Annotated in this window: 26 protein-coding genes; 21 read left to right on the forward strand and 5 right to left on the reverse strand. The window is 53.7% G+C overall.

What is annotated here, in order from left to right; all coding sequences use genetic code 11:
- Position 1 precedes the first annotated feature (1 nt).
- Positions 2 to 1018 (reverse strand): hydrolase, encoded by a 1017-nt coding sequence (locus tag NXS97_RS14825; RefSeq protein ID WP_112900580.1) that lies wholly within the window; start codon positions 1016 to 1018, stop codon positions 2 to 4.
- Positions 1019 to 1072: 54 nt separating this feature from the next.
- Between NXS97_RS14825 and NXS97_RS14830 the strand changes: the two genes are divergently transcribed.
- Positions 1073 to 1675, forward strand: a complete 603-nt coding sequence (locus NXS97_RS14830; RefSeq protein WP_014604863.1) for a LysE family translocator — start codon at positions 1073 to 1075, stop codon at positions 1673 to 1675.
- Positions 1676 to 1677: 2 nt separating this feature from the next.
- Here the strand turns inward: NXS97_RS14830 and NXS97_RS14835 are convergent, their stop codons facing one another.
- Positions 1678 to 2658: a LacI family DNA-binding transcriptional regulator gene (locus NXS97_RS14835; protein WP_014604864.1), complete on the reverse strand. Its 981-nt coding sequence runs from the start codon at positions 2656 to 2658 to the stop codon at positions 1678 to 1680.
- 221 nt (positions 2659 to 2879) lie between these two features.
- Here NXS97_RS14835 and tauA point away from each other — a divergent pair, with 221 nt between their 5' ends.
- From tauA to tauD, 4 genes are read left to right on the forward strand one after another with little or no spacing between them, the layout of a single operon-like run.
- Positions 2880 to 3869, forward strand: a complete 990-nt coding sequence (gene tauA / locus NXS97_RS14840) for a taurine ABC transporter substrate-binding protein (protein WP_078829329.1) — start codon at positions 2880 to 2882, stop codon at positions 3867 to 3869.
- A gap of 10 nt (positions 3870 to 3879) precedes the next feature.
- The gene (gene tauB / locus NXS97_RS14845; protein ID WP_014604865.1) at positions 3880 to 4647 is read left to right on the forward strand and encodes a taurine ABC transporter ATP-binding subunit; all 768 of its coding nucleotides are present in this window, start codon (positions 3880 to 3882) and stop codon (positions 4645 to 4647) included.
- The gene (gene tauC, locus NXS97_RS14850) at positions 4644 to 5474 is read left to right on the forward strand and encodes a taurine ABC transporter permease TauC (RefSeq protein WP_013027484.1); all 831 of its coding nucleotides are present in this window, start codon (positions 4644 to 4646) and stop codon (positions 5472 to 5474) included. The genes tauB and tauC overlap by 4 nt, the downstream gene beginning before the upstream one ends.
- Positions 5471 to 6310, forward strand: coding sequence for a taurine dioxygenase (tauD, locus tag NXS97_RS14855; protein ID WP_013027483.1), 840 nt, complete (start codon positions 5471 to 5473; stop codon positions 6308 to 6310). The genes tauC and tauD overlap by 4 nt, the downstream gene beginning before the upstream one ends.
- A gap of 65 nt (positions 6311 to 6375) precedes the next feature.
- Here tauD and NXS97_RS14860 read toward each other — a convergent pair whose 3' ends face one another.
- Complete coding sequence (locus tag NXS97_RS14860) at positions 6376 to 8280, reverse strand: ABC transporter ATP-binding protein (protein ID WP_014604867.1); 1905 nt, start codon at positions 8278 to 8280, stop codon at positions 6376 to 6378.
- A 111-nt stretch (positions 8281 to 8391) separates the two neighbouring features.
- Here NXS97_RS14860 and kefG point away from each other — a divergent pair, with 111 nt between their 5' ends.
- The 4 genes from kefG (at position 8392) to slyD (ending at position 11724) form a co-directional block, all read left to right on the forward strand.
- Positions 8392 to 8943: a glutathione-regulated potassium-efflux system ancillary protein KefG gene (gene kefG / locus NXS97_RS14865; RefSeq protein ID WP_013027481.1), complete on the forward strand. Its 552-nt coding sequence runs from the start codon at positions 8392 to 8394 to the stop codon at positions 8941 to 8943.
- Entirely contained in the window at positions 8944 to 10749 is a 1806-nt protein-coding gene (gene kefB / locus NXS97_RS14870) for a glutathione-regulated potassium-efflux system protein KefB (protein WP_013027480.1), read from the forward strand. It abuts the gene before it with no gap.
- Positions 10750 to 10772: 23 nt separating this feature from the next.
- The gene (locus NXS97_RS14875) at positions 10773 to 10967 is read left to right on the forward strand and encodes a YheV family putative zinc ribbon protein (protein WP_006120567.1); all 195 of its coding nucleotides are present in this window, start codon (positions 10773 to 10775) and stop codon (positions 10965 to 10967) included.
- 196 nt (positions 10968 to 11163) lie between these two features.
- Entirely contained in the window at positions 11164 to 11724 is a 561-nt protein-coding gene (gene slyD / locus NXS97_RS14880; RefSeq protein WP_014604868.1) for a peptidylprolyl isomerase, read from the forward strand.
- Between the two features lie 84 nt (positions 11725 to 11808).
- Here the strand turns inward: slyD and NXS97_RS14885 are convergent, their stop codons facing one another.
- The gene (locus tag NXS97_RS14885) at positions 11809 to 12027 is read right to left on the reverse strand and encodes a protein SlyX (RefSeq protein WP_013027478.1); all 219 of its coding nucleotides are present in this window, start codon (positions 12025 to 12027) and stop codon (positions 11809 to 11811) included.
- Between the two features lie 270 nt (positions 12028 to 12297).
- Here NXS97_RS14885 and fkpA point away from each other — a divergent pair, with 270 nt between their 5' ends.
- The 11 genes from fkpA (at position 12298) to bfr (ending at position 20542) form a co-directional block, all read left to right on the forward strand.
- The gene (fkpA, locus tag NXS97_RS14890) at positions 12298 to 13134 is read left to right on the forward strand and encodes an FKBP-type peptidyl-prolyl cis-trans isomerase (RefSeq protein ID WP_024471368.1); all 837 of its coding nucleotides are present in this window, start codon (positions 12298 to 12300) and stop codon (positions 13132 to 13134) included.
- Positions 13135 to 13293: 159 nt separating this feature from the next.
- Positions 13294 to 14016, forward strand: a complete 723-nt coding sequence (locus tag NXS97_RS14895) for a transcriptional regulator (protein ID WP_014604869.1) — start codon at positions 13294 to 13296, stop codon at positions 14014 to 14016.
- Positions 14016 to 14402, forward strand: a complete 387-nt coding sequence (gene tusD / locus NXS97_RS14900; RefSeq protein ID WP_013027475.1) for a sulfurtransferase complex subunit TusD — start codon at positions 14016 to 14018, stop codon at positions 14400 to 14402. Before NXS97_RS14895 ends, tusD begins: the two co-directional genes overlap by 1 nt.
- Positions 14402 to 14761: a sulfurtransferase complex subunit TusC gene (gene tusC / locus NXS97_RS14905; RefSeq protein ID WP_019106452.1), complete on the forward strand. Its 360-nt coding sequence runs from the start codon at positions 14402 to 14404 to the stop codon at positions 14759 to 14761. Before tusD ends, tusC begins: the two co-directional genes overlap by 1 nt.
- Positions 14762 to 14770: 9 nt before the next feature.
- The gene (gene tusB, locus NXS97_RS14910) at positions 14771 to 15058 is read left to right on the forward strand and encodes a sulfurtransferase complex subunit TusB (RefSeq protein WP_013027473.1); all 288 of its coding nucleotides are present in this window, start codon (positions 14771 to 14773) and stop codon (positions 15056 to 15058) included.
- Positions 15059 to 15186: 128 nt separating this feature from the next.
- On the forward strand, positions 15187 to 15561 hold the full coding sequence (gene rpsL, locus NXS97_RS14915) for a 30S ribosomal protein S12 (protein ID WP_006120575.1): 375 nt from the start codon (positions 15187 to 15189) through the stop codon (positions 15559 to 15561).
- Between the two features lie 96 nt (positions 15562 to 15657).
- A complete protein-coding gene (gene rpsG / locus NXS97_RS14920) occupies positions 15658 to 16128 on the forward strand; it encodes a 30S ribosomal protein S7 (RefSeq protein ID WP_006120576.1) in 471 nt (156 codons plus the stop codon).
- A gap of 93 nt (positions 16129 to 16221) precedes the next feature.
- A complete protein-coding gene (gene fusA / locus NXS97_RS14925; RefSeq protein WP_013027472.1) occupies positions 16222 to 18336 on the forward strand; it encodes an elongation factor G in 2115 nt (704 codons plus the stop codon).
- A gap of 68 nt (positions 18337 to 18404) precedes the next feature.
- On the forward strand, positions 18405 to 19589 hold the full coding sequence (gene tuf / locus NXS97_RS14930; protein WP_013027471.1) for an elongation factor Tu: 1185 nt from the start codon (positions 18405 to 18407) through the stop codon (positions 19587 to 19589).
- Between the two features lie 179 nt (positions 19590 to 19768).
- Complete coding sequence (gene bfd, locus NXS97_RS14935; protein WP_013027470.1) at positions 19769 to 19963, forward strand: bacterioferritin-associated ferredoxin; 195 nt, start codon at positions 19769 to 19771, stop codon at positions 19961 to 19963.
- A gap of 105 nt (positions 19964 to 20068) precedes the next feature.
- The gene (gene bfr / locus NXS97_RS14940; RefSeq protein ID WP_014604871.1) at positions 20069 to 20542 is read left to right on the forward strand and encodes a bacterioferritin; all 474 of its coding nucleotides are present in this window, start codon (positions 20069 to 20071) and stop codon (positions 20540 to 20542) included.
- On the opposite strand, the gene NXS97_RS14945 is transcribed toward bfr, so the two are convergent.
- Complete coding sequence (locus NXS97_RS14945) at positions 20529 to 21302, reverse strand: A24 family peptidase (protein ID WP_112900703.1); 774 nt, start codon at positions 21300 to 21302, stop codon at positions 20529 to 20531. The genes bfr and NXS97_RS14945 overlap by 14 nt on opposite strands.
- A gap of 400 nt (positions 21303 to 21702) precedes the next feature.
- Here NXS97_RS14945 and rpsJ point away from each other — a divergent pair, with 400 nt between their 5' ends.
- Positions 21703 to 22014, forward strand: a complete 312-nt coding sequence (gene rpsJ, locus NXS97_RS14950; RefSeq protein WP_006120582.1) for a 30S ribosomal protein S10 — start codon at positions 21703 to 21705, stop codon at positions 22012 to 22014.

The following is a 22014-nucleotide window of genomic DNA, read 5'->3' on the forward strand; positions in this document are numbered from 1 at the left end:
GTTAGCTATCCAGATAAGGGGAAATCCACTGCGGCACGCGCTGTTCCAGCCACAATTCAGGCTGACGCAGGGTACCACTCACAAATCCAACATGACCACCGTGTGTTGTCAGCTGATAGGTAATAGTGGCAGATAACTGGTCATTCTGCGGGATCACCTCATCGCTCATAAAGGGGTCATCTTTTGCATGGATAATCAGCAACGGTTTTGTCACCGATCTCAGCCACGGCAGGGCGCTGGCACGGCGATAATAGTCCGTGGCGTCGGCAAAGCCATGCGCCCGGGCCGTGATGGCGTCGTCAAAATCACGCAGGCGACGCAGGGCATTCAGCTGACTGAGATTGACCGGTAAGGTGTCGGGCCATGCGTGCAGCTTGCGCCTGGCATTCTTTTTAAGCTGGCTCAGCAGGTAACGCTGATAAATTTGGGAAAACCCGCGTTCCAGTCGGGCGCTACAGGGTTCAAGCATCAAGGGTGCCGAAACGATAACGCCGGCATCCAGCGCAACGTCACTGCCCTGTTGGCCCAGCAGGCAACCCAGCATATTCCCGCCCAGCGAAAACCCCACAGCTGCAGTAGGAACCTGTCCCCAGCGGGCCTTCAGCCAGGTCAGGAAAAAGCGTGCATCTTCCGTCTCGCCGGAGTGGTAAATCCGGTTTAGCCTGTTCGGCTCGCCGCTACAGCCGCGAAAATGCATCACTACGGCCAGCCAGCCACGTTGCCTGCAGACTTGCATCAGGCCATGGATGTAGGGACTGTGGAAGCTTCCTTCCAGACCATGAAACAGCACCACGCGTGGTTTATGCGCGGCAAACTGTGGATCTTCACTCCAGGCCAGATCGACAAAATCACCATCGGGTAAATCCAGCCGCTGCCAGTGAGGCGTTAACGCTAGAGTACGGCGGAACAGGCGCGGCAGTATGGTTTGCACATGCGGATTGGTCAGGCCGCGCATGGGGCTGAACGCCGCGCCGTCCGGGCCCGAAAATTTCATGTTGTAAAGGCTTGTCTGTTCCATATCACACTGTTAGCTTCGATAAGTTTTCACATAATGGAGGGAGAACCCGGATTAATGGAACTCAGTCTTTTTTTATCAATGTTAGGGTTTCTCTGGGTCGCGGCGATTACACCCGGACCTAATAATATGTTACTCACCGCCTCGGGCGCCAACTTTGGCTTTTTCCGAACCCTTCCGTTAATGGTCGGCATCATGATTGGTATGCAACTGATGCTACTGATGGTGGCGTTTGGCGTAGGGGGATTGATCCTGCTCTATCCCTCACTGCACCTTATCCTGAAAGTTGCCGGGAGCCTCTATCTTCTGTGGCTGGCATGGAAAATTGCGACCGCCGCATACGAAAAGCTGGAGACCGATGCGGCGCCGGTCGCGCCCATGCCCTTCTGGCAGGGAGGATTGTTGCAGTTGATCAATCCCAAAGCCTGGTTAATGGCCCTGGGGGCGATAGCCAGCTTTAGCCTGGCCGGTGCCGGATATCGCCACTCTGTCCTGTTAATCAGCGTAGGGATGGTGATGGTCAATCTGGTCGCGGGCATCATCTGGATGGGGTTTGGCGCGATGATTGGCCGTGTTTTACGCAGTCCGCGCGCGTGGAAGATATTTAACCTCAGTATGGGGCTGTTAACCGCAGCCTGCGTACTGCTCATCTGGCGCTGACGTTAACTGGAGGCGCGTTCCAGGCGCTTCCAGGGCAGCACCTCCCTGACAACCGGCGCATGGGGCTGACGGATTTTTTTCAGCAGCAACTGTACGCTGCGGGCGCCCAGCTCATTCATCGGTTGCTCTATGGTGGTCAAAGGCGGATTCAGGCTGCCGGTAAAGGGAATACCGTCAAACCCGACCACAGCCAAATCCTCGGGCACGCGCAAGCCTGCTTCCAGCGCCGCATGCACGACGCCGACCGCCAGTACATCGGACACGGCAAAGACCGCGTCTGGTCGCTCGGGTGAGTGCAACATCTCCCGTAAAGCCCGACTGCCTTCTTCACAGGAAATATCCGCAGTATAGACGACCTTAGACCAGCCCAAATCCGTTTGCTCAATGGCCTGGCGATAACCCTGCTCACGATACTGGGAATACAGATAACGCATGTCACCGTTGACCAGTGCAATGCGTTGGCGGCCTCTGGCAGCAAGGTAATGTACGGTATCGCGCGCAGCCTCAAGATGATCGATGGAGACCGAGGATGCCGCAATCTGGGGATCAAACTCTGAGCACTGTACCCAAGGCGCATCTCCAATGATATCGATAAGGCTTTCCAGACCGGCCGCCGCGTCCATGGTAATGACGCCATCAACGACTTTGCCTGTGAGCAGCGTCAGGTAAGCGGCTTCGCGTTTAAACTGCGAGGCGGAATTACACAACAGGATATGGTAGCCATGCATTTCGGCTTCCGCTTCGATGCCTTGCACCACCCTGGAGCAAAAGGGATTGGTGATATCTGAAATCAGCACCAGCAGCATATGGCTTTGTGAGGTACGCAACTGACGCGCTAACAGGTTTGGCTGATAGCCGCTGGTTGAAATGGCATCCAGCACTTTCTGGCGCGTATCCGCTTTCACACCTGGATGAGCGTTAAGCACGCGGGATACCGTGGCTTTAGACACGCCAGCTAACAGGGCAACTTTGTCGATCGACATCGAACTCGCAGGCCTCACCGGGAGCAAATAATAGCGCATATCAATAGCACACCCAGCATGTGAGCGCCTGACAAATTTATGGCTTTTTGTCTGAATTTTAATTTGCATATAACAGCAATCTATTGCAGATGATGATCTAAGAATTTCTTTCTATTAGGGATAACTTTTAATTCCTTTGTGAAATTAATCCTGCCAGCAACACTGCCCACATCATAAAAGTGATGGGGAAAATCATGTTAAAAGGGCAGTCAACCATTTTGGCTACTGTGCTGTCACTGCTGGCGTTTCAGGCCGGCGCGGTCGACGTGACGGTGGCGTATCAAACCTCTGCCGAACCGGCCAAGGTGGCGCAGGCAGATAACACTTTTGCTAAAGAGAGCGGCGCAACGGTAGCCTGGCGCAAATTCGACAGTGGGGCGGGCGTATTGCGCGCCCTGGCATCCGGAGATGTGCAGATAGGCAATATTGGGTCCAGTCCGCTAGCGGTTGCGGCGACGCAGCAACTCCCGATAGAAGCGTTTTTGCTCGCCTCTCAGTTGGGGAATTCAGAAGCGCTTGTTGTCAGGAAAACCATCGCCAGCCCTCAGGATCTGATTGGCAAACGCATCGCCGTCCCCTTTATCTCCACCACGCACTACAGCCTGCTTGCTGCCTTGAAGCACTGGGGAATTAAACCCTCCCAGGTCCAACTGGTGAACCTGCAGCCGCCCGCTATTGTGGCCGCCTGGCAGCGGGGCGATATCGACGGCGCGTACGTTTGGGCACCGGCGGTCAATGCACTGGAAAAGGACGGCAAGGTCCTGACAGACTCTTCTCAGGTTGGCCGCTGGGGATCGCCTACGCTGGATGTCTGGGTCGTGCGTAAAGACTTCGCACAGCAGCATCCTGATATTGTTACCGCCTTTGCCCGCAGCGCCCTTGAGGCGCAGAAAGCCTATCTGGATGACCCGGAAAAGTGGCTGAAACAGGCTGACAACCTCAGCAAGCTTTCGCGTTTAAGCGGCGTGCCAGAGCAAGCGGTTCCGGAACTGGTAAAAGGCAATACCTACCTTACGGCCGCGCAGCAGGTTAAACAGCTGGATCAGCCGGTGAACAAGGCCATTGTGGATACGGCGCAGTTTCTGAAAGCGCAGGGAAAAGTGCCGCAGGCTGGCAGTGATTACAGCCGTTATGTCACCAGCCGCTTTGTTGCCCCCTTGGCTAAACCCTGAGGAGAACGCCATGTTACGTATCGCTCACCTGAACGCGAGTTATGGCGGCCAGCCTGTGTTGCAGGACATCACGTTACAGCTTGATAAAAAAGCGTTGATGGTCGTGCTGGGGCCGTCAGGCTGTGGCAAAACAACCCTGCTTAACCTGATCGCCGGATTTTTACCGGTTGAGTCCGGCACGGTTTCCCTGGACGGAGAGCCTGTGCGCGGGCCGGGCGCAGAGCGTGGCGTGGTGTTTCAGAACGAAGGCCTGCTGCCGTGGCGTAACGTGCTGGATAACGTGGCTTTCGGCTTGCAGATAGCCGGCATGGCGCGCCAGCAGCGTGAGGAGATTGCACGGGGCTTCATCAAAAGCGTCGGACTCGAAGGTGCGGAAAAACGCCCTATCTGGCAGCTGTCAGGAGGCCAGCGTCAGCGCGTCGGGATCGCCCGGGCGCTGGCGGCCAATCCACAACTGTTGCTGTTGGATGAGCCTTTCGGCGCACTTGACGCGTTTACGCGTGAGCAAATGCAAACCCTGTTATTAACCCTGTGGCGCAACAGCGGTAAGCAGATTCTGCTTATCACTCACGACATTGAAGAAGCCATCTTTCTGGCCAGCGAGTTGGTGCTGCTCTCTCCCGGGCCTGGGCGCGTGCAAGAAAAAATGACGCTTAATTTTGGTCAGCGTTTCGTGGAGGGCGAACCCTGCCGGAGCATTAAATCCGATCCTGATTTTATTGCCCAGCGGGAATATGTGTTGAGTCGGGTATTTGAACAGCGGGAGGCCTTTGTATGAGTGCGCTGATCAACGATGAGCCGGCCACCGTGCGCCACCGTCGCCTGCGCTGGCCTTTTTCCACCTCGTTTACGCTGAGCGCCCTGAGCCTGCTTGTGCTGCTGTTCGTCTGGTGGAGCGTGACTGCGCTGGGCCTCATTGCACCGCTGTTTTTACCTTCGCCGCAGCAGGTAGTAAGTAAGCTGCTGCTGGTGGCTGGCCCGCAAGGATTTATGGACGCCACGCTGTGGCAGCATCTGTCGGCCAGTCTGACGCGGATGCTGATTGCCTTAACCGCGGCGGCGGCGATCGGCATCCCGGTGGGGATCGCGATGGGCATCAGCCCGGTCGTGCGTGCGTTGATCGATCCGCTGATTGAGCTGTACCGGCCCGTACCGCCGCTGGCGTATTTGCCGCTGATGGTGATCTGGTTTGGTATTGGCGAGACCTCGAAAATCCTGTTGATTTATCTGGCTATATTCGCCCCGGTGGTGCTGTCGACGGTGGCGGGCGTGCGTCATGCTCAGCAGGTTCGTCTGCGTGCGGCGGCCTCGTTGGGAGCGACCCGCTGGCAACAGCTGCGTTGGGTCATTTTGCCTGGCGCCCTGCCGGAGATACTGACCGGGTTACGGATTGGTCTGGGCGTGGGATGGTCAACGCTGGTGGCTGCCGAGTTAATCGCGGCAACCCGAGGCTTGGGTTTTATGGTGCAGTCGGCGGGCGAGTTTCTTGCTACGGATGTGGTGCTGGCAGGGATCGCGGTCATTGCCGTGATTGCGTTTGGTTTAGAGCTGAGTCTGCGTGCGTTGCAACGCCGGTTAACGCCCTGGAATGGAGAGCAAAAATGAACGAAAAGTTAGCCATCAAGCCGCTGGGGCCTTTTATCGGTGCCCAGGTCGGCAACCTTGATGTATCACGTCCCCTCAGCGACGCGCAGTTTGAACAGCTTTATCATGCGCTGCTGCGTCACCAGGTGCTGTTCCTACGCGAACAGGTCATTACGCCCGAGCAGCATCGCGCACTGGCGATTCGCTTTGGCGATCTCCATATTCATCCGGTTTACCCTCATGCCGAGGGCGTGGAAGAGATCATCGTTCTGGACACGCACCAGGATAATCCGCCGGATAATGACAACTGGCATACCGATGTGACCTTTATTCAAACGCCGCCCGCCGTGGCGTTACTTGCGTCTAAAGTGCTGCCTGAGTCTGGGGGCGATACGTTGTGGACCAGCGGCATTGCCGCTTACGAGGCGCTGTCTGCGCCTTTTAAGACATTACTGGCTGAGTTACGTGCAGAGCATGACTTTACCAAGGCGTTTCCTGAATATAAGCATCGCAAGACGGAAGAGGCGCATCGGCAGTGGCAGCAGGCTGTGGCGAAAAATCCCCCCGTTTATCATCCGGTGATCCGCACCCATCCCGTGAGTGGCAAGAAGGCCCTGTTTGTCAACGAGGGGTTTACGACGCGGATTATGGATATCAGTCAGAAAGAGAGCGACGCGCTACTGGGCTTTTTGTTTGCCCACGTGACCCGGCCCGAGTTTCAGGTGCGCTGGCGCTGGCAGCCAAACGACCTGGCTATCTGGGACAACCGGGTGACACAGCACTATGCGAATGCGGACTACTATCCGGCGAGGCGAGTGATGCAGCGGGCGACGGTGCTAGGTGACCGGCCTTATTGATCCGCACCCGGCGCTGGAGCCGGTGCGGAGGAGTAAGGCAAGAGCAAGAAACATCACCGCCTTTATCAGGCGGTGAGCATGGCTTCCAGTTTTTCCTGTGCATCCAGCCAGGCCATCTCCACCTCTTCCAGGGCCGATTTACTCTCGGCCTGTTTTTGTAGCGCGGCGCTGAGATCGGCCTTACGGCTTTGCTCATAGAGGGCGCTGTCTGAGAGCAGGGCTTCGGCGTCGGCGAGCTGGCTTTGCCATTTTGCCATCTGCTTTTCCAGCTTCTCAATTTCTTTACGCAGCGGCTGGGTCTGCGTGCGCAGCTCCGCTTCACGGCGCTTCTGGTCCTTGCGCGCCTGAGCGCTGTTGCCGGAATCCTGCCTGGGTGCCGCATCCTGCTGAGACTGCTGTTTTTGCAGGTCGCTCAGCCACTGCTGATAGTCTTCCAGATCGCCGGGAAACACATCTACGCTGCCATCGTGAACCAGATAGAGATCGTCCGTGGTGGCACGTAACAGATGACGATCGTGCGAAACCACCACTAAGGCGCCTTCGAAATCGATAAGCGCTTCGGTGAGTGCCTGGCGCATATCCAGATCCAGATGGTTGGTTGGCTCATCCAGCAGCAGCAGGTTAGGGCGCTGCCAGACAATCAGCGCCAGCACCAGGCGCGCCTTTTCTCCACCGGAGAAACGCGCTGTTATCTCTGTGACTTTATCACCCTGAAAACCAAAACCGCCGAGATAGTCACGTAACTGCTGCTCCAGCACTTTCGGCGCGATACGGGACAGGTGCTGTAAAGGGGACTCGTCGGCGCGCAGGAACTCCAGCTGATGCTGGGCGAAGTAACCCAGCTTGATGCCTTTTGCCAGCCCAATCTCACCCTCTTTGGCACTGAGCTCACCGGCCAGCAGCTTAATCAGGGTCGATTTACCGGCGCCGTTGCGCCCCAGCAGGCCAATACGTGAGCCGGGCACCAGGTTAAGCTTAATGGCATCAAGAATGATGCGATCGCCATAGCCTGCGGTGACTTTTTCCATTTTCAGCAGCGGATTCGGCAGGCTCTCCGGTGCACGAAAGCTGAAGCTGAAGGGGTTATCCACGTGCGCTGGCGCAATCAGCTCCATGCGCTCCAGCATCTTGATGCGGCTTTGGGCCTGCTTCGCCTTGGTTGCCTGAGCACGGAAGCGATCAATATATTTCTGCAGATGCGCCACTTTTTCCTGCTGGCTCTGATATAACGCCTGCTGCTGGGCCAGTTTGGCGCCGCGCTGGCGTTCGAAGGAGCTGTAGTTCCCGGTGTACTCCATCATCGTCTGCTGCTCGATGTGGATAATTTTATCCACCACGGGATCGAGAAAATCGCGATCGTGCGAGATCAGGATCAGGGTACCTTCATAGCTTTTCAGCCAGCGCTCCAGCCAGATAACCGCATCCAGATCGAGGTGGTTGGTCGGTTCATCCAGCAGCAACAAATCTGAGCGGCACAGTAACGCCTGAGCCAGGTTTAGCCGCATGCGCCAGCCGCCCGAAAAGTCGCTTACCGGGCGCTGAAGCTGCTCCTGACTAAATCCCAGTCCATGCAGCAGGCTCGAGGCGCGTGACTGGATGGTCCAGGCCTGAATGGTATCGAGCTTTCCGTGTACCAAAGCAATGGCATTTCCGTCATTTCTGATGTTCGCCTCTGCCAGTTCTGCCTCAAGCTGGCGGTATTCACGATCGCCATCGATCACATAGTCAAGGGCGGCCTGGCTCAGGGCAGGGGTTTCCTGATTCACCCAGGCCAGTGACCAGTTGCCGGGAAAGGTGAATGAGCCAGCATCGCTGCTGATCTCGCCTTTCAGCAACGACAGCAGCGTGGATTTTCCACAGCCGTTTTTACCCACCAGTCCGACTTTTTGGCCGGGATTGATGGTGGCGGTCGCGTTATCGAGCAGAACGCGAATACCGCGGCGAATTTGTAGGGCAGAGAAGACAATCATAAGCGCCGTATCGTCAGAATATGTTAATTTACCTGCAACATAATTGGGTTTTTGTTGCGTTGTGCATGGTAGCGGAAATCTGCACCAATGACGACGCTTTGGAGGGAAAGGATGTCGCAGCCACCTAAGATTTTGCTGCTTTTTGCTCATCCTGAAGCACAGGATTCAAAGGCAAATCGCATTTTGCTGGAGGCGGCAGAGAAAACAGAACATGTCACCGTTCACGATCTCTATGCTGCCTACCCGGATTTTTTTATTGATGTCTACCACGAGCAACAGCTGCTGCGTGAGCATGATGTGATTATTTTTCAACATCCGCTTTACACCTACAGCTGCCCGGCGCTGTTAAAAGAGTGGCTGGATCGCGTGCTGTCGCGCGGCTTTGCCAACGGCGTGGATGGTAATGCGCTCGAAGGCAAATACTGGCGCAGTATTGTGACCACCGGTGAGCCAGAGTCCGCCTTTCAGCGCCAGGGGCTAAATCGCTACGCCATGAATGACATTTTACGTCCCTTCGAGCTGACGGCGCAGATGTGCCGCATGCACTGGATGCCGCCGATGATTATTTACTGGGCTCGCCGTCAGGATCCCGATTTACTGAAAAACTATGCCCGCGCGTACAGCGACTGGCTGGCAGCACCGCTGCCAAATGGAGGGTTATAAATGGAAGGACAAACGCTACTGACCGCGGGGGTAATCTATCTCGTTGCGGCGGTGCTGATCGTACCGGTAGCGGCGCGTCTCGGTATTGGCGCGGTTTTAGGGTACTTGCTGGCCGGTATTGCTATCGGGCCATGGGGACTAGGGTTTATTAGCGACGTCGATGAGATTCTGCACTTTTCTGAGCTGGGCGTCGTGTTTCTGATGTTTATCATCGGGCTGGAGCTTAATCCGGCAAAGCTTTGGGCGCTGCGCCGTTCTATTTTTGGTATCGGTGCGGCGCAGGTGATTTTTTCAGCGGCCATTCTCGGCGTATTGCTGTGGCTGACTAAATTTGACTGGCGAGCGGCGGTTATTGGCGGCATTGGTCTGGCAATGTCATCCACGGCGATGGCGCTCCAGCTGATGCGCGACAAGGGAATGAATCGCAGTGAAGCCGGGCAGTTAGGCTTTTCAGTACTGCTGTTCCAGGATCTGGCCGTCATTCCAGCTCTGGCGTTGATTCCGCTGCTGGCAGGCAATGACAGCGGCAGTATCGACTGGATGAAAGTGGGCATGAAGGTGCTGGCCTTCGCTGGCATGTTAGTGGGTGGCCGTTATTTGCTGCGCCCCATTTTTCGTTATATCGCGGCATCGGGCGTACGCGAGGTGTTTACCGCTGCTTCACTGCTGCTGGTATTAGGATCGGCGCTGTTTATGGATGCGCTGGGATTGTCCATGGCGCTGGGGACATTTATCGCCGGCATTCTGTTGGCGGAAAGTGAATACCGGCATGAGCTGGAAGTGGCGATTGAGCCGTTTAAAGGTTTGCTGCTGGGGCTGTTTTTTATCTCAGTCGGCATGGCGCTGAATCTTGGCGTGCTCTATACCCATATTATCGCGATTTTGCTGGGCGTACTGGCGCTGGTGGCGGTAAAAATCCTGGTTTTATACGTACTGGCGCGTATTTATGGTCTGCGCAGCTCGGAGCGCCAGCAGTTTGCCGGTGTACTGAGTCAGGGCGGTGAGTTTGCCTTCGTCCTGTTTTCAGCCGCGTCATCCGCCAAACTGTTTTCGGGCGATCAACTTCCGCTTCTGCTGGTAACCGTGACGCTGTCCATGATGACGACGCCACTGTTGATGCAAGGCATTGACCGTCTGTTAGCACGTCGTTTCAATGAAATCGACGAAGATGCTGAAAAGCCGTTCGTTGAAGACGATCAGCCGCAGGTTATTGTGGTGGGCTTTGGTCGTTTTGGTCAGGTCGTTGGCCGCTTGCTGATGGCGAACAATAAACGTATCACGGTACTGGAGCGCGATATCAGCGCGGTGAGCCTGATGCGTAAATATGGCTACAAGGTTTATTATGGCGATGCCACCGAGCTGGAGCTACTGCGTGCAGCCGGGGCGGCCAGTGCGCAATCCATTGTGATTACCTGCAGTAATCCGGAAGATGCCATGACGATTGTCCATCTCTGCCAGCAGCATTTTCCGCATCTGCACATCATGGCGCGTGCTCGCGGCCGCGTAGAAGCCCACGAGCTACTTCAGGCGGGCGTTACGCAGTTCTCGCGTGAAACCTTTTCCAGTGCGCTGGAACTGGGGCGTAAAACATTGATGTCGTTGGGTATGCATCCGCATCAGGCGCACCGCGCACAGCAGCATTTCCGTCGGCTGGATATGCGCATGTTACGGGAACTGATGCCCGCCCATTCCGACAATGCACAGATTTCTCGTGCGCGTGAAGCCCGTCGGGAACTTGAAGATATCTTCCAGCGTGAAATGCAGCATGAACGGCGTCAGATCCATGACTGGGACGACGATCAGTAATCAGAGAAGGCAGGTAGAGCATCATGCGTAAACGTTTTATTGCCGGTGCGGTTTGTCCGCACTGCCAGGAAAAAGACACGCTGGCCATGTGGCGTGAAAACAATGTCGATGTGGTTGAGTGTGTGAAGTGCGGCCATCAAATGCGCGAAGCGGATAAACAGGCACGCGATCAGGTTCGCAGCAATGAGCAGGTGATCGGAATTTTCCATCCCGAGTAGCGAAATGGCCCAGCTTTTTTTAAGCTTAACCACACAGCGGGATTGAATTCCGTTACAATTGACGCCATTAACGCTGTGGTCGCAAGAGAAAAAGATAACCTCTTGTACTCAGCCCCGAACCTTTCTGGTTGGTGTTATTGCACGCAAGAATAGACCAATGAGACGGGATCTTTGTTCTCAACGGTTAGGAGATATCATGAAAGTAGCAAAAGACCTGGTGGTAAGCCTGGCCTATCAGGTACGTACAGAAGACGGTGTGTTGGTTGACGAGTCACCGGTGAGTGCACCGTTAGACTATCTGCACGGTCATGGTTCCCTGATTTCTGGTCTGGAAAACGCGCTGGAAAACCACGTAGCGGGCGATAAGTTTGAGGTGCACATTCCTGCAAACGACGCTTACGGTCAGTACGATGACAACCTGGTACAGCGCGTACCAAAAGACGTTTTTATGGGCGTTGATGAATTACAGGTTGGTATGCGTTTCCTGGCAGAAACCGATCAGGGCCCAGTACCGGTTGAAATCACCGAAGTTGAAGACGAGCATGTTGTGGTTGACGGTAACCACATGCTGGCAGGTCAGAACCTGAACTTCAATGTTGAGGTGGTTGCGATTCGTGAAGCCACACCGGAAGAGCTGGCCCATGGCCACGTTCACGGTGCCGATGGTCATCATCACGATCATGACCACGACCACGATCACGGCCATGACCACGGTCAGGGTGGTTGCGGTACCGGTGGTTGCGGTTGCAGCCACTAAGTTCAAATCTGCATGTCAAGGCCACCTCCGGGTGGCCTTACTTTTTTCTGCCTGTCGCGGTGCGCGCGTCGATAACCGCCTGGATCAGTAATGAGGCGGTGGCGTTTCTTCAGAAGGATCGGCAATCATCGATGGCGCGCTGGCTTTGAACTTCTCAAGCAGCAGGCGCATATGTTCGCGCATCTTACTCATTTCAAGTTCATGCTGGACCACGGTATTGTTCAGTTGATCGATGGTCATCTCCTGAAAAGCCAGTTTACTTTCAAGCGTTTCAATACGTTGTTCCCACTCTGACTGTTGCATGACCTGTTCTCCTGTTAAGGTGCTACTCAGCGCGCAATTCTAATGGCTGACGTTGCAGAATTGCCCTATTTTTTATCTTTAATTTAGTGTTTAGCTTGAAAATGGCCCAGATGGCATCATCTCTGGTGAAACTTCCTGATGCAAAAAAGGTCGGAAGTAGACCAGGATAATTACGCTGTGGGAGTGTTCGCCACTGCCACGTAAAGTTATAGTGTGGGCCCGCAGTCCGCAATGATTCCCGAGGTGTCAGGCTTCGGTTTTGGAGAAAGGATGAAATCACTGTTCAAAGTCACATTGTTAGCTACCACCATGGCCGTTGCGCTAAATGCTCCGCTGGCAATGGCCGCAGAAACTGCAGCGGCACCGGCTGCTGCTGATGCACCTCAGACTGCTCCCCAGGCTCCAAAAAACGCTGCCTTCAAAAACGAAGATCAGCAATCTGCATATGCATTAGGTGCATCGCTGGGCCGTTACATGGACAACTCTCTTAAAGAACAAGAGAAGCTGGGCATCAAACTGGACAAACAGCAGCTGATTGCCGGTGTTCAGGATGCATTCGGTGGCAAGAGCAAACTGTCTGACGAAGAAATCGAGCAAACACTGCAGGCGTTTGAAGTGCGTGTGAAAGGCGCGGCTTCAGCCAAGATGGAAAAAGACGCAAAAGAAAACGCTGAGAAAGGGGAAGCTTACAGCGCTAAGTTTGCCAAAGAGAGCGGCGTGAAGAAAACTGACAGTGGTCTGCTTTACAAAGTAGAGAAAGAAGGCACCGGTGATGCGCCGAAAGACAGCGATACCGTGGTCGTCAACTATAAAGGTACGCTGATTGACGGTACTGAGTTCGACAACTCTTACACGCGCGGTGAGCCTCTGTCATTCCGTCTTGATGGCGTGATCCCGGGCTGGACCGAAGGCCTGAAGCACGTTAAGAAAGGCGGTAAGATCAAGCTGGTCATTCCACCGAACCTTGCTTACGGTAAAAACGGCGTTCCGGGTATTCCGGCTAACTCCACCCTGGTGTTTGATGTTGAACTGCTTGATATCAAACCTGCTCCGAAAGCGGATGAAAAAACGCAGGCCCCTGCTGCTGACGCGAAGAAATCGCAGTAATCTGTCTACCGCCACCTTCGGGTGGCGGTTTCTGTTTATGACAAACCTCTGGCATAAGCCCGCGACATTTGCCAGACTATCGCCTGCATAACTATCCCAATATTGAGTCTGCCCGTAAGCCGCTGAGACAGGCTCCAGCCATGTAGGGTGATGTCTTCAATGTCTAATCCATTCAATCCCGGTGAACTGAGCGACTTCGATCTTCTGGAGCAGCATCCGTTCGAGCAAACTGATTACGATATTCTAAAGTCGTATGAGGCCGTCGTAGATGGCCTTGCCATGTTGATTGGCTCGCATTGCGAAATCGTCCTTCACTCACTGGAGGATTTGAACTGTTCGGCCGTGCGCATTGCTAACGGCGAGCACACAGGGCGTAAAGTGGGATCGCCCATTACGGATTTAGCACTGCGCATGCTGCACGATATGCAGGGTGCAGACAGCAATGTTTCCCGTGCCTACTTTACCCGCGCGAAAAGCGGTGTGCTGATGAAGTCAGTGACCATCGCGATTCGTAACCGACAGCAGCGGGTGATTGGGCTGCTGTGTATCAATATGAACCTTGATGTTCCGTTTTCGCAGATTATGTCGACATTTCTTCCGCCTGAGATGCATCAGGTTGACTCTAACGTCAACTTCGCCAGTTCGGTAGACGACCTGGTGATGCAAACGCTGGAATTTACTATTGAAGAGGTGAGCGCCGATCGCAATGTCTCTAATAATGCCAAGAATCGTCAGATCGTATTGAACCTGTATGAGAAAGGTATTTTTGACATCAAGGACGCGATTAATCAGGTGGCGGACCGCTTAAATATTTCTAAACACACCGTGTATCTGTACATCCGTCAGTTTAAAAATGGCGACTTTCAGGGGCAGGATCGCTAATGCGCTATGCGCTGTTAGTGACGGGACCGGCTTATGGCACGCAGCAGGCGACCAGCGCCTTGCTGTTTGCCAACGCGTTGCTGGCAGCCGGCCATCAACTGGAAAGCGTGTTCTTTTACCGCGAAGGGGTGCTGAATGCGAATCAGCTGACGGCACCGGCCAGTGATGAGTTTGATCTGGTAAGGGCATGGCAGACACTCAGTCAGACTCAGGGCGTCGCGCTGAATATCTGCGTTGCGGCGGCGTTACGCCGCGGCGTGACCGACCAGCAGGAAGCGTCACGGCTGGCGCTGCCCGGCGCTAATCTTCAACCCGGCTTTACGCTGGCGGGGTTAGGCGCGCTGGCGGAAGCTCTGCTGCGTTGCGAACGTATGGTGCAGTTTTAATGAATCGTGTTGCATTTGTTTTTACCCGTGCGCCGCATGGTAGCAGCGCGGGGCGTGAAGGACTGGATGCTGCGCTGGCCACCGGCGCGTTAAGCGACGATATTGGCCTGTTTTTTATCGGCGATGGCGTGTTCCAGCTCTGCAGCGGGCAACAGCCAGAAAGCATTCACGCCCGTCATTATGCCGCGACCTTTGGTGTGCTGGCGCTGTACGATATTGAGCAATGTTACCTGTGTCGGGACGCGTTAAGGGATCGCGGTTTAGCGGAACGTGCGCCGCGCATTTTGGATGCTGAGATTTTAGATGCGCCGTTGCTGCGTCAAAAACTCGCGAGCTATGACCGTATTGTGACTTTTTAAGAGCGTGTAATGCTGCATACTTTATTTCATTCTCCGGCCTACAGTGATATCGATTCGCTGTCTTTGCTCCTCAGCCCGGACGACGACCTGTTATTACTGCAGGACGGCGTGCTGGCTGCGATGCAGGGCAGTAAGGCGTTGGAAAAACTGAGCGCCAGTGGGGTAAACGTGTGGGCGTTGGAAGCGGATCTGAATGCACGCGGGCTGGGTGAGCAAATTTCCCCCATTGTGCAGCCAGTAGACTATACTTTCTTCGTTGCGTTAACGGTAAAACATCGACAACAAATGGCTTGGTAATTCGTTAACCCCCTGGTTATTTCTTGACACCCTTTTGACACAGCCCTAAAATTCTGCCTCCTCGTAATTCTACGAGGTGATTTATTACGTGTTTACGAAGCAAAAAGCTAAATCCCAGGAGCTATTTAATGGCAACAGTTAACCAGCTGGTTCGCAAACCACGCGTCCGCAAAGTTGCAAAGAGCAACGTGCCGGCGCTGGAAGCTTGCCCGCAGAAACGTGGTGTTTGTACTCGTGTGTACACCACCACTCCTAAAAAACCAAACTCAGCACTGCGTAAAGTTTGCCGTGTGCGTTTGACTAACGGTTTTGAAGTCACCTCCTACATCGGCGGTGAAGGTCATAACCTGCAGGAACACTCCGTGATCCTGATCCGTGGCGGTCGTGTTAAAGACCTGCCAGGTGTGCGTTACCACACCGTTCGTGGCGCGCTGGACTGCTCAGGTGTTAAAGACCGTAAGCAGTCACGCTCCAAGTACGGCGTGAAGAAGCCAAAGGCTTAATGGTTCTCCGTTAAGTAAGGCCAAACGTTTTAACTTAAATGTCAAACTAAACTCGTAGAGTTTTGGACAATCCTGAATTAACAACGGAGTATTTCCATGCCACGTCGTCGCGTCATTGGTCAGCGTAAAATTCTGCCGGATCCTAAGTTCGGATCAGAGCTGCTGGCTAAATTTGTAAACATCCTGATGGTAGATGGTAAAAAATCTACTGCCGAATCTATCGTCTATACCGCGCTTGAGACCCTGGCTCAACGTGCTGGTAAAGATGGCCTGGAAGCGTTCGAGGTTGCTCTCGAAAACGTACGTCCGACTGTCGAAGTTAAGTCACGTCGCGTTGGTGGTTCAACCTACCAGGTTCCAGTTGAAGTCCGTCCGGTTCGTCGTAATGCCCTGGCAATGCGTTGGATCGTAGAAGCTGCTCGTAAACGCGGTGATAAATCTATGGCTTTACGCCTGGCGAACGAACTTTCTGATGCTGCAGAAAACAAAGGTACTGCAGTGAAGAAACGTGAAGACGTTCACCGTATGGCTGAAGCCAACAAGGCGTTCGCTCACTACCGCTGGTAACAGCTGCGTAGGTGTTATTAACCCAGCGGGCGTCCCAGTGGCTTACCTGCTGGGCTTTATTAACTTAGAACGTCTAAGAATCAGAGGAATCAAATGGCTCGTAAAACACCCATTGAGCGCTACCGTAACATTGGTATCAGTGCGCACATCGACGCCGGTAAGACTACAACTACCGAACGTGTTCTGTTCTACACCGGTGTAAACCACAAAATCGGTGAAGTTCATGACGGCGCAGCAACCATGGACTGGATGGAGCAGGAGCAGGAACGTGGTATTACCATCACGTCAGCTGCGACCACCTGCTACTGGTCTGGTATGGCTAAGCAGTTTGAACCACACCACGTAAACATCATCGACACCCCGGGACACGTTGACTTCACCATCGAAGTTGAGCGTTCTATGCGTGTGCTTGATGGCGCAGTTATGGTTTACTGTGCAGTTGGTGGTGTTCAGCCACAGTCTGAAACCGTATGGCGCCAGGCCAACAAATATAAAGTTCCACGCATCGCGTTCGTTAACAAAATGGACCGTATGGGTGCTAACTTCCTGAAAGTTGTTGACCAGATGAAAGCGCGTCTGGGTGCAAACCCAGTCCCACTTCAGCTGGCTATCGGCGCAGAAGACAGCTTCACCGGTGTTGTTGACCTGGTGAAAATGAAAGCGATCAACTGGAACGATGAAGACCAGGGCGTGACCTTCGTTTACGAAGACATTCCAGCCAACATGCAGGAACTGGCTGAAGAATGGCGTGCGAAACTGGTTGAAGCCGCAGCTGAAGGTTCTGACGAGCTGATGGAGAAATTCTTCGGCGGTGAAGAGCTGACAGAAGAAGAGATCAAAACTTCTCTGCGTAAGCGCGTTCTGAAAAACGAAATCATCCTGGTGACCTGTGGTTCTGCATTTAAGAACAAAGGTGTTCAGGCGATGCTGGATGCGGTTGTTGAATACCTGCCAGCACCGACTGACGTTACCGCGATCAACGGTATCCTGGACGACGGTAAAGACACACCGGCTGAGCGTCATTCCGATGACAAAGAGCCGTTTGCTGCTCTGGCGTTTAAAATCGCTACCGACCCGTTTGTAGGTAACCTGACCTTCTTCCGCGTTTACTCTGGTGTAGTTAACACGGGTGATACCGTATTCAACCCGGTTAAGTCAAACCGTGAGCGTCTGGGCCGTATCGTTCAGATGCACGCCAACAAGCGTGAAGAAATCAAAGAAGTTCGTGCGGGCGATATCGCAGCAGCGATCGGCCTGAAGGACGTGACGACAGGTGACACCCTGTGTGACCCAGATAACGTCATCATCCTTGAGCGCATGGAATTCCCAGAGCCGGTAATTTCTATCGCCGTTGAGCCGAAAACCAAAGCTGACCAGGAAAAAATGGGTCTGGCTCTGGGTCGTCTGGCGAAAGAAGACCCGTCATTCCGCGTATGGACTGACGAAGAGTCTAACCAGACTATCATCGCTGGTATGGGTGAACTTCACCTCGATATCATCGTTGACCGTATGAAGCGTGAATTCAACGTTGAAGCGAACGTGGGTAAACCACAGGTTGCTTACCGTGAAGCCATTCGCTCTAAAGTCACCGGTATCGAAGGTAAACACGCCAAGCAGTCTGGTGGTCGTGGTCAGTACGGTCATGTTGTTATCGACATGTACCCACTGGAGCCGGGCGTTAACCCGAAAGGTTACGAATTTGTCAACGATATCAAAGGTGGTGTAATTCCTGGTGAATTCATCCCGGCCGTTGATAAAGGTATCCAGGAGCAGTTGAAATCAGGCCCACTGGCAGGTTATCCGGTTGTGGATCTGGGTGTTCGTCTGCACTTCGGTTCTTACCATGACGTTGACTCCTCTGAACTGGCGTTTAAACTGGCCGCGTCTATTGCCTTTAAAGATGGCTTTAAGAAAGCGCAGCCTGTTCTGCTTGAGCCTATCATGAAGGTTGAAGTTGAAACCCCAGAAGAGAACACCGGTGACGTAATCGGTGACCTTAGCCGTCGTCGTGGTATGCTCAAAGGGCAAGAATCTAACGCTACTGGCGTTCAGATCCACGCTGAAGTTCCGCTGTCTGAAATGTTCGGATATGCAACTCAGCTGCGCTCTCTGACCAAAGGTCGTGCTTCGTACTCCATGGAGTTCCTGAAGTATGACGACGCACCGAGCAACGTTGCGCAGGCCGTTATTGAAGCTCGTAGCAAATAAGCTACGGTTTAAATTTGAACTGATGCCTTCATCCAGAGTGATGAAGGCATAACGTAAGGAATATCGCCATGGCGAAAGAGCAATTTCAACGTAACAAACTGCACGTAAACGTGGGAACCATCGGTCACGTTGACCACGGTAAAACCACCCTGACTGCAGCGATCACCACCGTTCTGGCTAAAACCAACGGCGGCCAGGCACGTGCGTTCGATCAGATCGACAGCACCCCGGAAGAAAAAGCACGTGGTATCACCATCAACACGGCACACGTTGAGTATGAAACCCCGTCTCGCCACTATGCGCACGTTGACTGCCCAGGCCACGCCGACTATGTGAAAAACATGATCACCGGTGCTGCGCAGATGGACGGCGCGATCCTGGTTGTTGCTGCGACTGACGGCCCAATGCCGCAGACCCGTGAGCACATCCTGCTGGGTCGTCAGGTAGGCGTTCCTTACATCATCGTGTTCCTGAACAAGTGTGACATGGTTGATGACGAAGAGCTGCTGGAACTGGTTGAGATGGAAGTTCGTGACCTGCTGTCACAGTACGACTTCCCGGGCGACGATACACCAATCGTTCGCGGTTCAGCCCTGAAAGCGCTGGAAGGCAACCCAGAGTGGGAAGAGAAGATCGTTGAGCTGGCTGGTCACCTGGATAACTACATCCCGGATCCAGTACGTGCAATCGATATGCCATTCCTGCTGCCAATCGAAGACGTATTCTCAATCTCTGGCCGTGGTACTGTTGTAACCGGTCGTGTAGAGCGCGGTATCGTTAAAGTCGGCGACGAAGTTGAAATCGTTGGTATCAAAGATACCGCGAAATCAACCTGTACCGGTGTTGAAATGTTCCGCAAACTGCTGGACCAGGGTCAGGCAGGCGAAAACTGTGGTGTTCTGCTGCGCGGTATCAAGCGTGAAGACATCCAGCGTGGTCAGGTTCTGGCGAAGCCAGGCTCAATCAAGCCACACACCAAGTTCGAGTCAGAAGTTTACGTTCTGTCTAAAGACGAAGGTGGCCGCCATACTCCGTTCTTCAAGGGCTACCGTCCACAGTTCTACTTCCGTACCACAGACGTGACCGGTTCAGTAGAGCTGCCAGAAGGCGTTGAAATGGTTATGCCAGGCGACAACATCAAAATGGTTGTTACCCTGATTCACCCAATCGCAATGGACGAAGGTCTGCGCTTCGCAATCCGCGAAGGTGGCCGTACCGTTGGCGCGGGTGTTGTTGCTAAAGTTATCGCTTAATTGTGATATCTGATGTGGCCGCGTAAGCGGTCACAGCAAGACAGAAGAGGGCACTTAGGTGCTCTCTTTTTTTTGGGCTTAAACAGGCTACCTGAACGTTTTCCCTACAAAGGGTAGGTTTGAAATAAAAACGATTCGCATTTACACTGTGTGTACGAAATAGACTGAGTGATGAAGAAATGTACGTCTGTCTGTGTAATGCCATTAGTGATAAGACCCTCCGTGAAGTCGTGCGCCGCTACCAGCCGAAATCTATTCAGCAGCTTCGCCAAATCGTACCCGTGGGTAAGCAATGCGGTAAGTGCATTCGTGTCGCCCGTGAAATCATGGATGAAGAGATGCAGCAGGTTCCGCAGTATAAAGAGATCGCCTGAGCGCTTTCTTTCCTGGGACATGATAATACCCACAGTTTTCATCGCGTTTTTTGACTTCTTTTTAACCGCATCTACGCTCAAATAAACATGAGCGGAGGACGTGAAATGAAGGGCGATGCGAAAATCATAAGTCATCTCAATAAACTGTTAGGGAATGAACTGGTTGCGATTAATCAGTATTTTCTCCATGCGCGGATGTTCAAAAACTGGGGGCTGATGCGTCTTAATGACGTTGAGTACCACGAATCCATTGATGAAATGAAGCATGCGGACAAATACATTGAACGCATTCTGTTTCTTGAGGGCATTCCAAATCTGCAGGATCTGGGACGACTCAGGGTCGGAGAGGATGTGGAAGAGATGCTGCAGTCCGATCTTAACCTTGAACTTGAAGGCGCAAAAGATCTGCGCGAAGCGATCGCGTATGCCGACAAAATTCATGACTACGTCAGTCGGGATATGATGATCGAAATCCTTGCGGACGAAGAGCACCATATCGACTGGATCGAGACCGAACTCGATCTGATCAAAAAAATGGGCATTCAAAACTATCTTCAGGCGCAAATCAGAGACGAATGAGGCTTTGCAGGACGATCATTCCCCAGCCCGCGGCGGCCAGAAAAGGGCCAAAAGGAAGCGGGCTGTTCATATACAAGCGCTTGTGGATGATAGCCCTGACCGCAAAGGCAAGCAGGGCTGACACACTGGCTATCAAGGCAATCCACGGCAGAGCCTGCCAACCACACCATATGCCCAGTGCGGCAAAGAGTTTGATATCGCCGTTACCCAATCCCTCTTGATGTTTTATCTGACGATACAGCCAGGCCAGTAGCCAGAGTGAACCGTAACCTGCGACGGCACCGCCGACTGCCGAGGTGACGGAGAGCGGCACAGCGAAAAAGAACCGCGACAGTCCCAGCCAGAGTAAAGCGCCCGTCAGCACATCCGGCAGCAGGAAGTGGCGCTGGTCAATAACCGCAAGTAACAGAAGCAGGCAGGACGCCACCAGAATAAATGCTGCGGTAAGGGGGCACGCGTTAAACACGATCACCAGCATCAGGCAAAGCAGGGCGCCCGTCAGCTCAAACAGCAGGGGCAGCACGCCGATAGCCTGGCGACAGGCACGACAGCGCCCCTGAAGACACAGCCAGCTGATTAAGGGGATTTTATCGCGCCACAGGATGGGGGCCCGGCAAAGCATGCATCGCGAAGGTGGCGTCCACAGCGCGCGGAACCAGTCGGACGGTGACTCCGTGGGCGAGTAACGTTGGCAGGCCAGGGCAAGAGTGCTACCCAGGGCGGCGCCAAGCGCCGTAACAGTCAACAGGATGATAAGCACCGCATTGCCTCAAATGAACTGACATGTCGCCCCAGCCTGGCGGAAGGCCCATCTGACGTCGCGGGCAAGATGAGCAGAGTGGAGCGCCCCTCACAGAGAAATTGCGGCTTTACATCTCTTATTCATCATTTTGTGCGGGCTGTGCCAGCACATCAGTTTGCACTTTTCACCGGCAAATTCCTGACATGGGTTGCTTCCTGAGCAAATATACGTATAATGCGCGGGCCTACCGATATTGGTAGGCGCGATTCGAGCTGAATCGCAGACGGCAGAATGTTGGGCCGTCTGACAATACTCCCAACTGTGGAGTTATATGCTGAACGATTACACTCTCCCATCAATCGTAATGGGTTCGAGTAGTAATTTTTTTCGTCTATAAAATGTTTGGAGCCTTGGTCTCATGTCGAACCAAAGAATCCGTATCCGTCTTAAAGCGTTTGATCATCGTCTGATCGATCAATCAACCGCGGAAATCGTCGAGACTGCCAAGCGCACTGGTGCGCAGGTCCGTGGTCCGATCCCGCTGCCAACCCGCAAAGAGCGCTTTACCGTTCTGATCTCCCCGCACGTTAACAAAGACGCGCGTGATCAGTACGAAATTCGCACTCACAAGCGTCTGGTAGACATCGTTGAGCCAACTGAGAAAACCGTTGATGCTCTGATGCGTCTGGACCTGGCTGCCGGTGTTGACGTGCAGATCAGCCTGGGTTAA

The organism is Pantoea sp. B623 (genome assembly GCF_024814475.1).
Classification (GTDB): Bacteria; Pseudomonadota; Gammaproteobacteria; order Enterobacterales; family Enterobacteriaceae; genus Pantoea; species Pantoea ananatis.